The 11,213-nt window shown below is 36.6% G+C and carries 7 protein-coding genes; 3 read left to right on the plus strand and 4 right to left on the minus strand.

Features of this window, described 5'->3' with window-relative positions; all coding sequences use genetic code 11:
• Positions 1-12 precede the first annotated feature (12 nt).
• Complete coding sequence (locus ACFSR8_RS06245) at positions 13-1,563, plus strand: T9SS type B sorting domain-containing protein (RefSeq protein ID WP_380290147.1); 1,551 nt, start codon at positions 13-15, stop codon at positions 1,561-1,563.
• Between the two features lie 4 nt (positions 1,564-1,567).
• On the opposite strand, the gene ACFSR8_RS06250 is transcribed toward ACFSR8_RS06245, so the two are convergent.
• The 3 genes from ACFSR8_RS06250 to rpiB are packed head-to-tail and all read right to left on the minus strand — an operon-like array spanning position 1,568 to position 3,382.
• The gene (locus tag ACFSR8_RS06250; protein WP_380290149.1) at positions 1,568-2,011 is read right to left on the minus strand and encodes a GNAT family N-acetyltransferase; all 444 of its coding nucleotides are present in this window, start codon (positions 2,009-2,011) and stop codon (positions 1,568-1,570) included.
• Positions 2,012-2,023: 12 nt separating this feature from the next.
• On the minus strand, positions 2,024-2,944 hold the full coding sequence (locus ACFSR8_RS06255; RefSeq protein WP_380290151.1) for a cation diffusion facilitator family transporter: 921 nt from the start codon (positions 2,942-2,944) through the stop codon (positions 2,024-2,026).
• A gap of 3 nt (positions 2,945-2,947) precedes the next feature.
• Complete coding sequence (gene rpiB, locus ACFSR8_RS06260) at positions 2,948-3,382, minus strand: ribose 5-phosphate isomerase B (RefSeq protein ID WP_186563880.1); 435 nt, start codon at positions 3,380-3,382, stop codon at positions 2,948-2,950.
• A gap of 619 nt (positions 3,383-4,001) precedes the next feature.
• On the opposite strand from rpiB, the gene ACFSR8_RS06265 reads away from it, so the two are divergent.
• Complete coding sequence (locus ACFSR8_RS06265) at positions 4,002-6,614, plus strand: T9SS type A sorting domain-containing protein (RefSeq protein WP_380290153.1); 2,613 nt, start codon at positions 4,002-4,004, stop codon at positions 6,612-6,614.
• 144 nt (positions 6,615-6,758) lie between these two features.
• Positions 6,759-9,023 (plus strand): ribonuclease R family protein, encoded by a 2,265-nt coding sequence (locus tag ACFSR8_RS06270; RefSeq protein ID WP_380290155.1) that lies wholly within the window; start codon positions 6,759-6,761, stop codon positions 9,021-9,023.
• 15 nt (positions 9,024-9,038) lie between these two features.
• On the opposite strand, the gene ACFSR8_RS06275 is transcribed toward ACFSR8_RS06270, so the two are convergent.
• The gene (locus tag ACFSR8_RS06275) at positions 9,039-10,694 is read right to left on the minus strand and encodes a SulP family inorganic anion transporter (RefSeq protein ID WP_380290157.1); all 1,656 of its coding nucleotides are present in this window, start codon (positions 10,692-10,694) and stop codon (positions 9,039-9,041) included.
• Between the last annotated feature and the right edge of the window lie 519 nt (positions 10,695-11,213).

Raw genomic sequence — 11,213 nt, forward strand, 5'->3', positions numbered from 1 at the left:
AATTTTTCCGTTGTGTCCTCAAAGTACCTGCATTTAGTCGTCCTATTATTGGTCTATGGTTACGCTAAGCCACAAAATACCTTTGTGCCCGATGCTATTTTTGAACAAGCTCTGATTGACAAAGGCTATGATACTGGACCTTTGGACAACCTCGTGCCTACCGCCAACATCAATACTATAATTGATTTGGATGTTTCTCAATTGAATATCAATGATTTAACCGGAATAGAAGACTTCTCTTCCTTAGAAGTTCTAGATTGCTCAGAAAACCGATTATCAGCTCTTGATATTTCTCAAAACACCAATTTGAAACAACTGTTTTGTGCTTTCAATAGAATTACAAGTTTGGATATTTCGAATAACATTGGCTTAAGCATTATCTGGTGTAATTTTAATCGGATTCCCGTTTTGGATGTGTCCAACAATACAGGATTGTTGTCTCTGGTTTGCAGTAATAATTTGTTGACGGAGATTGATGTATCAAACAATTTATCACTGAATACATTTTTATGCGTTGGTAATCAGATTTCGAGTTTTGACGTATCCCTAAATTCTAATTTAAAGGTGTTTCATTGTAGCAATAATAGGCTTACCGAAGTGGATGTGACCAATAACCCAGCGTTGAACGTGCTGAATTGCGAATACAACTTCATCAGTACTTTAGACCTTTCTCAAAATCCCGCTTTACAGCAATTATATTGTATGGGAAATATGATATCCTCACTTGATCTTTTCAATAATGGAGACCTTGGTATTTTGAGTTGTGGAAATAACATGTTGTATGATTTGGACGTATCCCGAAACCCAAATTTGGTGGAATTAATTTGCAACGACAACACTTTAACCACACTCGAATTGAATCGAAACGGTTCATTAAACCATATTGATGTAGCTAACAATTCACTTTGCAACCTTAATATTAAAAACAGGGCAAACACCAATGTGACTTTTTTTGATGCTCGGGAGAACCCAGACCTATTTTGTGTATTTGTGGACGACCCTCGCTATAGTGCTTTAAATTGGACAAATATTGAGCCAATTACCAATTTTGTTACCAATCAAGAGGAGTGCGATGAAGTGGCAGATATCACCCCTGATGTTGACATACTAAATGATTTTTTTGGGAACCAGTTTATCTTACCTACACTTAATGACGGTTCCTATTTTACCGGATCCAATGGTACAGGACAACCCCTTTTTTCTGGTGAAATTATTACTGTCTCACAGACCATTTATATCTTCAATACCAACGGTTGCTACAGCAATGAATCCCGATTCAATGTAATTATTTCATCTCCAGGAAGCCCAAATTACTTCATTCCAAAATATTTCACTCCCAACAATGATGGTGAACATGATTTTTGGGGAATAGTAGATACCTTCAATGAGATTAACCATATTTCAATTTACAACAGAAATGGGAAACTGTTGAAGTTTTTATTGCCCAGTTCAAAATGGGATGGCATATTCAATGGGCAATTACTGCCATCGGATACTTATTGGTACGAAATTGTCTTAAACAGCGGTGGAGCGGTTCGAGGGTATTTCGCCTTAAAGCGCTAATAGCCTATTCCTTGATCATGGCCACGTGTGGTATCCCATCCTCGAGATAAACTTCTCCCACAGCTTCAAAACCTACTTTATTGTAAAACCCTTTTAAATAACACTGTGCTGATAACCTAATAGTCTTTTCCTTAAAATTATGCTCTACCGCTTTAACTGCTGCGTACATTATATCATAACCATATTTAAAAGCTCTTTCCTTTTTGGATACCACTACCCTTCCTATACTGGCTTCTTCAAAATAATCTCCTGGCTTAAAAGCCCTGGCATAGCCCACTAATTCATCAGCTTTAAAACCTAAAATATGGATGGCATTTTGATCTTTTCCATCGATATCTTGATATACACAATCCTGTTCAACCACAAAAACTTCACTTCTTAAACGCAAGATCGCGTACAATTCCTCTACAGTTAATTCTGAAAAGGCTTTTACTTTTATACTTAACATAGTTTCGTTTTGTTAATCCTGTACAATCACTTCCTTGGCATCATCCTTACCATATTCTGGTTGAATGTTAACATGGTTGATATCGTACTTTTTGAACACATGAGTTTCTATTTCATGTAAAATTTCATCGAATTTGGACAAGGTAATATTTTCATGAAAATCAATATGGGCCTCCAAGTGAATTTCCTCTTCGTTTAACTGCCAAACATGTACATGATGCACATTTTTTATGGATTCAAAAGCATTCAATTCGTCAACAATTTTCTGAACAGGGATGTCATCTGGCGTAAACAGCATCAACACTTTGGTTGAATTCTTCAACAAATCAAATCCCATCCAAACTAAATACAAAGCTATGGCCAAGGTCAATAAACTATCTACCCAATATATCTGATAAAATAACATTAAAATACCTCCAACCAATACGGCCACACTGGCCATCATATCCGTCAGTAAATGCAGATAGGCACTTTTCATATTCATGTTAGCATTAGCGTCTTTTTTCAACAACAGTACGCTAAAGCCATTTCCTAAAATAGCAACTATAGATAACCAAATGACTAGACTAGACTCTATTTCCTGCGGATTTTGAAAACGCTCAATAGCTTCTACAATCAATAAAATAGCAACAATCATTAAAGTTGAAGCATTGATAAAGGCTGCTAAAATTTCAGCTCGCTTATACCCGAATGTCCTTTGTGCTGAGGCTTTCTTTTTGGTCAACCGGTTGGCTACATAACTAATAATCAGCGATAGTACATCACTAAAATTATGCAAGGCATCGCTCAACAGAGATAAACTTCCGGAAAGCAGGCCACCAATCACCTGTGCCACAGTAATGGCAATATTTAATAGAATGGATATAAGAAGATTGCGACCCTTTAGATCGCCATGATGGTGATGTGAGTGATTATGCCCATGAGCGTGTCCCATGATTTAACAGGACAAGGGAATTTTATCAATGCGGTTTTGGTGCCTTCCACCTTCAAAATCGGTATTCAAAAACGTGTCAACCATTTGAATCGCCTGAGGAATAGCTGTAAAACGCGCAGGAATACACAATACATTGGCATTGTTATGTTGACGGATAAGGCTAACTATCTCTTTTGTCCAACACAATCCAGCTCTAATGTCCTGGTATTTATTGGCCGTCATTGCTACGCCATTCGCGCTACCACAAATCAAAATACCAAAATCAGCTGACTTATCTACAATAGTTTTGGCTACAGGATGTACAAAATCCGGATAATCCACACTGTCGTGTACATCTGTTCCATAATTATTAACGGTATGACCTTTACTTTCTAAATAATCCTTAATAGCAAATTTATAATCCGTACCTGCGTGGTCGTTCCCAATAGATATAGTCATAATTTCGAGGTTTTGAGTGTCCCCTCTAAAAAGAGGAGAGTAAGGGGTGTGTTAAAATCAATTATCATTATATCCCACAAAGTTACGAAACCAAATCCTGTTAACTAGCCTTTTGATGACTTGTTAATATCTAGTAATGATTTTTTATAAAAATGATTTGGATTTGAGGGGATTTTTTCAAATTGGTAACCTTTAGATAACATCCAAAATAGTTAATGTAAATTTTTGGTTAAGTTATCAGCACCACAATCTATACTTTTCAGATTTGTTAATTACAATACTTATTAAAAATATATTGTCAATAGCAGTTTTAAACAATTGTTGATAGAAAAAGGAAAGCTATTAAAATTTAAGTATTTACCAATTTTTAAGCTGTTAATTTCCTATCAACAACATTCAATAAAAAACAATTCAAAATAAAGCTTAAAAAAGTTATGCCACATATTAACACACTATAATCATCACCATTTATTTTTTTAAATTTTAAAAAGAAAATATAATAATTGTAATATATGTGAATAAGTTATCCTTTTATCGAAATCTAATTGTTTTGAAAGTAAATTTATTTAGGTTTATCAAGTTATTATTACTATTGTAGTACCTAATATCAAGCACTTTTATGAAAAATTTACTCTTTGCACTCTTAGTTCCCTTTATCAGTTTTGGACAAACTCAAATAGGTCAAGATATTGAAGGTATAAATGGTAATGATGTCAATTATTTTGGTGAGAGCGTTAGTATATCTTCTGATGGAACAATTATGGCTGCTGGAGCTCCAAGTAATGATGGAATAAATGGAACAAACTCAGGTCATACTCGTATTTATGAAAACATAAATGGTATTTGGACACAAATAGGGAATGATATAGATGGAGAGGCAGAAGGAGATTTGTCAGGAACAAGTGTTAGTTTATCATATGATGGTAGTATTTTGGCTGTTGGTGCACCTGGAAATGATGGAATAAATGGAGAAAACTCAGGTCATGTTCGGGTATATCAAAATATGAGCGGTACTTGGACACAAATAGGGAATGATATAGATGGAGAGGCAGAAGGAGATTTGTCAGGAACAAGTGTAAGTTTATCTTCAGATGGTAGTATAGTTGCTATTGGTGCATATAATAATAGTGGTAGTCTTAATGGTTCAGGCCATGTTCGGGTATATCAAAATATGGGTGGAACCTGGACTCAAATAGGAAATGATATAGATGGAGATGGTGGTTGGTTTGGATATAGTTTAAGTTTATCAGATGATGGAAACACATTAATAGTTGGTGCTTTTCGTTATTCGGGGCCTAATGGTAATCAATCTGGTCTTGCACGTATTTATCAAAATATAAATGGTATTTGGACTCAAATAGGTAATGATATAAACGGTGACGCAACAAGAGATCAGTTAGGTCATAGTGTAGATTTATCTTCAGATGGTACCATTGCTGCCATAGGCGCTAGACAAAGTAACGGTTCTATATTATCTTCAGGAGATGTTAGAGTTTATCAAAATATCGGAAATGTATGGACTCAATTAGGAAGCACTATTGATGCGGAATTAGGAGATGATATTTTTGGATATAGCTTAAGTTTATCTTCAGATGGTTATACTTTAGCAGTTGGTGCACCACTAAGTGATACGACAAACTACAGATCTGGTCTTGTTCGAGTTTATAAATATAATGGTTTTACTTGGAATAGTGTTGGTTCAGATGTTAGGGGAGAAGGAAAATTAGATTTTTGTGGTGAAAGTGTAAGTTTATCTTCAGATGGAAATACCCTAGTAATTGGTGCTTCAAGAAACTCTGGTAATGGATATTACGCAGGTCATGTTCGGGTATATCAAAATATGGGTGGAACCTGGACTCAAATAGGAAATGATATTGATGGAGATTTAGGTGTTTCTCGAGATGCTTTAGGGGAAAGTGTTAGTGTTTCTTCAGATGGAACTACTATAGCTATTGGCGCTCCTAGATACGATTCTGCAAAAGGTAGCGTACGTGTATATGAAAATAAAAATGGTGTTTGGACTCAAAAAGGTTTAGATATAATCGGGGAAGCTAATCATGATTTATCAGGATCAGTTGTAAGTTTGTCCTCAAATGGAAACATTGTTGCTATAGGTGCTCCAAGACATGATGGAATTAACGGATTTAATTCTGGTTATGTTCGGGTTTTTAAATTTAATAATGGTAATTGGATACAAATAGGGACCGATATATTTGGACCATCAATTATTACCAATTTTGGAGAAAGTATAAGTTTATCATCAGATGGAAATATACTAGCCATTGACAACTTAATTGTATATCAAAATATTGGAGGAAATTGGGTTAAATTAACCGAGGATATAGATGAGCAATCTGCTATAGGTTCGGAAATTGTTAGTTTATCTTCAAACGGAAAAGTTATAGCTTTAGGGGTGCCTTCCGATCCTAATATAGTAGGTGGACGTGTTTATATTTTTGAAAATATAAATGGAATATGGACTCAAAAAGGTAATGATATTTTAGGTGAAGCAGAGTTTGATAGATTTGGATCTAGTTTAAGTTTATCTTCAAATGGTAATATTATAGCAATTGGAGCTCCTTTTAATGATGGTGAAAACGGTTCGGATTCAGGTCATGTTCGAGTATATGAATATTTGAATGGAACATGGACTCAAATAGGAGATGATATAGATGGAGAAGCGAGTAATGATTATTTTGGAGAAAGAGGTATAAGTTTATCTTCTAGTGGTGAAGTGCTTGCTATAGGATCAAGTCGTAATGAGGGTGCAAATGATTCATTTTCTGGTTATGTGCGTATTTATAAAAATATAAATGGTGTTTGGAATCAAATTGGAAACACTATTGACGGTGAAGCAGCTGGTGATCAATTTGGACGAAGTGTAAGTCTATCTTCAGATGGAAGTATTGTAGCAATAGGAGCTCCCTTTAATGACGGCAATGCAATAGATTCCGGTCATGTTCGTGTATATGATTTAAGCGCTGTTTTATCCACTCAAAGTTTCGAAAAAGATTATTTTTCATACTATCCAAATCCAGCAAAAGATATTTTGAATATCCAGTTAAACAAAGGCTTAGAACTAAAACAAGTTAACATCTATAATCTACAAAGTCAATATTTATATTCAGTAAAAACATCAAAGATAGACTTAAGTAAATTATCAAGTGGGATGTATTTTATTGAGGTAGAAACCAATCAAGGTAAATCTGCTAAAAAAATAATTATAGAATAGTTTAAATTACGATTACAAGCATTTAATATTAAAACCGTAGCTTTGTCTCAACTCAATTAATTCACTTCACCTAAAGAGAGTTGAGATAGAATGAATTCCTGCCTGACATTGATCCTCAGGAAATGACAATTGACAAAAAATTAAATGGCAAAACGAAAAAAGAGAAAACGCTCCAAAAACAAAATACCGAACCTCACCAATGCAATCCTAAGCATTTTAAAAAAAGATAGAAACCAATCCTTTAATTATAAGCAAATTGCTTCAAAACTTGGCGTTAACGACGCCAGCAGTCGCAATCAAATTATCAAAACCTTAGCTAAATTAGCAGGGCGCCAAGAGATTGAACAAGTAGATAGAGGTAAGTACAGAGCTATTGTTAACGCAGAATACCACACTGGTATTTTGGATATTTCAGCACGAGGTTCGGGTTATGTGATTTCAGAAGATTTTGATGAAGACGTGTTTATAGCTTCTAACAACATCAACAAAGCTTTGGATGGTGACGAGGTAGAATTTTATGCTTATAAACGCCGTAAACGTGGTAAAATAGAGGGCGAAATCACAAATGTTATAAAAAGAGCTAAGTCTGAATACGTTGGAGTGATTCAAATCCAAAAAAACAGCAATTATGCCTTTGTGGTACCAGACAGCACCAAAATGTATAAAGATATTTTTGTGCCTATCAATAAGACCTTAAAGGCCGAGGATGGTGATAAAGTGCTGGTGACATTGGAGGACTGGCCTGAAAATGCAGATTCACCTTATGGAAAAGTGATGCAAGTTTTAGGAAAACCTGGGGAGCATAATACTGAAATCCATGCTATTTTAGCAGACTATGGTTTACCACATGAATTCCCACATGACGTTGAAGCATTTGCTAATGAACTGGATACTTCAATCACGGAAACCGAAATCGCCAATCGCCGTGATATGCGCAAGGATTTGACTTTTACTATTGATCCAAAGGATGCCAAGGATTTTGATGACGCACTGTCGTTTAAGGTATTGGATAATGGGCTATATGAAATAGGTATTCATATTGCTGATGTTTCACATTACGTGAAAGAAGGTACCCTTTTGGACGATGAAGCATTTGAGCGCGCTACCTCCATTTATTTGGTGGATAGGGTAGTGCCTATGTTGCCAGAGGTATTATCGAACAATGCCTGTTCCTTGCGACCGCATGAGGAAAAATATACCTTTTCGGCAGTATTTCAAATCAATGAAAATGCCGAGGTAAAACACCAATGGTTCGGCAGAACGGTAACTTATAGTGATGCACGATATGCTTACGAAGAAGCACAGGCTGTTATTGAGCAGAATGCAAAGGTCACTGAGGCTCTCGAAGTGACCAAGGACAATGTAGCTTCGAGAGCCTCAGCTACCAATATAATAACCCAAATCCCCGTCGATGTTTCCCTTACTGGCAAAGCCTACAACACCACTCCAGAATTAGCTCAAGCCATTCTCACTTTAGATAAACTGGCCAAAATTATGCGTAGAAAACGTATGAAAAACGGTGCTATTTCGTTTGACAAAGTTGAAGTAAAATTCAATCTGGATGAAAACAACAATCCGGAGGGCGTATTCTTTAAAACCAGCAAGGATGCCAATAAATTGATTGAAGAATTTATGCTATTGGCCAATAAAAAAGTAGCAGAATTTATAGGGAAACAATCCCCTAAAAAGACCTTCGTCTATCGTGTGCATGACGAACCAGATGATGAAAAACTGGCATCGCTTCAAAATGTGGTGGGGCGCTTTGGCTATAAACTGAATTTTAAGGATAGAAAGTCCACCACTGCCTCTTTGAATAATTTACTAAAGGAAGTAGTTGGCAAAAAGGAGCAAAATTTAGTGGATACCTTGGCGATACGCAGCATGAGTAAGGCCGAATATACCACGCACAACATTGGGCATTATGGACTGGCTTTTGATTATTACAGTCATTTTACCTCACCTATTCGCCGTTATCCGGATGTTATGGCGCATCGGTTATTACAGCATTATTTAGATGGTGGTAAATCTGCCAACGAAGAGAGTTACGAAAAAAAATGCCAACATTCCAGCAATATGGAAATGCTGGCTACTAAAGCTGAACGCGATTCCATTAAGTATATGCAGATTCGTTTTATGGAAGACCATAAGGACCAGGAATTTGTAGGTGTAATTTCAGGGGTAACTGATTGGGGTATTTATGTAGAAATCATTTCCAATAAATGTGAAGGGATGGTTAGCGTTAGGGATATGACAGATGATCATTATGCGTTCGATCAAGACCATTACGCCATGGTGGGACGTAGTACCAAAACCATGTATCAGTTAGGCGATGAAGTGGTAGTGAAAGTCAAAAATACCGATTTGGTCAAAAAGCATTTGGATTTTCATTTGATTGGGAAGGCACAATAGAAGAAGTTTTCAAAATCAACTTTTCAACTTCCCCTTCAAATACCCAAAAGCATCATCAATCTCTTCAAAAACATCGGCTTTTGGTACCAAATCAGGAATAATATCTACGGCTTCTAGCATATCCATAGGTTGTTCTTTTAAGCCTACTAACAATACTTCAATACCTTCTTCACGCAAATCAAAAATGGTATCTTCCAAAGCATACAAACCCGATTGGTCCATATAAGGCACGCGGTCCATTCTAAGAATCACTGCTTTTACTTCATTGGGTAGTCCTTTTATTTGATCTTTAAAATAAGAGGTAAATCCAAAAAATAAGGCACCGTACAAGTGTTTGATGATGACTTTATCTTTGTATTTTTCGTAAAATTCTATCTCGTCCTGCCAAGGTTTGTTGCCATCAATATCTGCAACGGCACCAACCTCTAATCCTTGTTCGCTAATATCACCGGATTTTTTCATAAACAACAAGCATGCTAGTGCCACGCCAATGCCAACCGCTTGAATCAAACTACCGAAAGTAGTAATCAACAGCACTAAAACTAAGACGATAGCATCAGCTCTGGGTACTTTTAATAAGTGTTTCAACCCTTTAAAATCAACAATTTTAAAACCGATTGGAATGAGCAGACCCGCCAGTACACAAAGCGGAATATGGGCCGCCAATTGTCCTAAACCTAGCAATACAGCTAAAAGAAAGAGGCCATGCAAAATACCCGATAACCGTGTTCTTCCTCCCGCATTAATATTTACAACAGTGCCTTTGGTGGCCCCCGCACCCGGAATACCGCCGATGGCAGCCGCAAGCATGTTCCCAATGCCTTGCCCAATCAATTCGCGGTTACTGTTGTGTCTTGTTTTGGTCATATTATCAGCAATAACAGAGGTCAATAAAGAATCAATACTTCCAAGAACAGCCAAAACAATAGCATACTCCAAAATTGTACTATATGCACTAGAATCAATATCTAAAACACCTCCCAATTGAAAGGATGGCAAACCAGAGGGGATTTCACCAATTAAAGGCACATCCATTTTGGTAAAATAAGCGATTAAAGTCGCAACAATCAAAGCCACCAAAGCGCTTGGTATAGCTTTAGTAATTTTAGGAAATACGAAATAAATAAGAATGGTAATACCTCCTAACAGCAGTGCATAAAGATTGGCCTCTTGAAAAAGCCTAGGAAAATCTTGAATTACCGCCAAAGTGGATTTTGCCGAACCCAGTCCAACAAAGGGAAAAAGCTGTAGAATAACAATAATTAGTCCCACGCCGCTCATAAAGCCCGATACCACTGGGTAGGGGAAGTATTTCACATATCCGGCAATATTTAAAAACCCGAAAATCACTTGAAATAAGCCTCCCAATAAAAAGGCGGCTAGAATAATCCCCATTGCATTTTCAAGACTTCCTGTCATTTCAATAGCTGCCGCTACCAGTGTTGCTGAAACAACGGTCATCGGTCCGGTTGGCCCACTAGCTTGGGTTTCGGTACCGCCAAACATGGCGGCAAAAACACCAACGGCAATAGCGCCATATAAACCTGCAGTGGCACCCATGCCCGATTGTACACCAAAGGCAAGGGCTAATGGCAACGCAACCACTCCAGCCACTAAACCTCCTGTAAAGTCGCCTTTTAAATTTTTAATGTTGTAGAATTTTGATAGCATATTTTATTTATAAGATTTATTCATATGAACATCGCTTTATGTTTCATGACGTGTTCGTTTATGATTCCGTAGCGAGTGAATTCGATTAGAATACGGTCATAGGAATCAGTGAGATTTAAAGGTAAGGAATATTCTAAATTTTAAAAATACACAGCTATGGATTATACCCGTTGTTTAGCTTTCGTTATTTACACTTTTTATTTTTTAATAATTCTATAGGTTCTTGTGTAGCCTATCCCTTTTTGTAGCCTTCCCTAAAAACAGGACGGGTCATAATGTTTGCCAACGGTCTCGTATAAGAATAGTAGCGGTGTTTTATGTACTTACCATTCCGTTTGTTATTATTGTTTGATTTATATCTTTCACTTTCGTTTAAGCGACTTAACCGCTATTATTTTTATACTATGTGCCTGTTGCACAACCACTCGCTAAATATACAGAAAATTCGTATATTTCTGTATGCAAGGCAAGAAAGATTACCAAGAAAAGTTATTTGCTCAATTTCAGTTAAGCGAGCGC

This window comes from Hyunsoonleella rubra (assembly GCF_042684665.1).
GTDB lineage: Bacteria > Bacteroidota > Bacteroidia > Flavobacteriales > Flavobacteriaceae > Jejuia > Jejuia rubra.

Bases quoted from the DNA above. Each gene is read 5' to 3' on its own strand.
- rpiB (WP_186563880.1), bottom strand. From the start codon at position 3,382: ATGACTATATCTATTGGGAACGACCACGCAGGTACGGATTATAAATTT.
- ACFSR8_RS06265 (WP_380290153.1), top strand. From the start codon at position 4,002: ATGAAAAATTTACTCTTTGCACTCTTAGTTCCCTTTATCAGTTTTGGA.
- ACFSR8_RS06255 (WP_380290151.1), bottom strand. From the start codon at position 2,944: ATGGGACACGCTCATGGGCATAATCACTCACATCACCATCATGGCGAT.
- ACFSR8_RS06275 (WP_380290157.1), bottom strand. From the start codon at position 10,694: ATGCTATCAAAATTCTACAACATTAAAAATTTAAAAGGCGACTTTACA.
- ACFSR8_RS06250 (WP_380290149.1), bottom strand. From the start codon at position 2,011: ATGTTAAGTATAAAAGTAAAAGCCTTTTCAGAATTAACTGTAGAGGAA.
- ACFSR8_RS06270 (WP_380290155.1), top strand. From the start codon at position 6,759: ATGGCAAAACGAAAAAAGAGAAAACGCTCCAAAAACAAAATACCGAAC.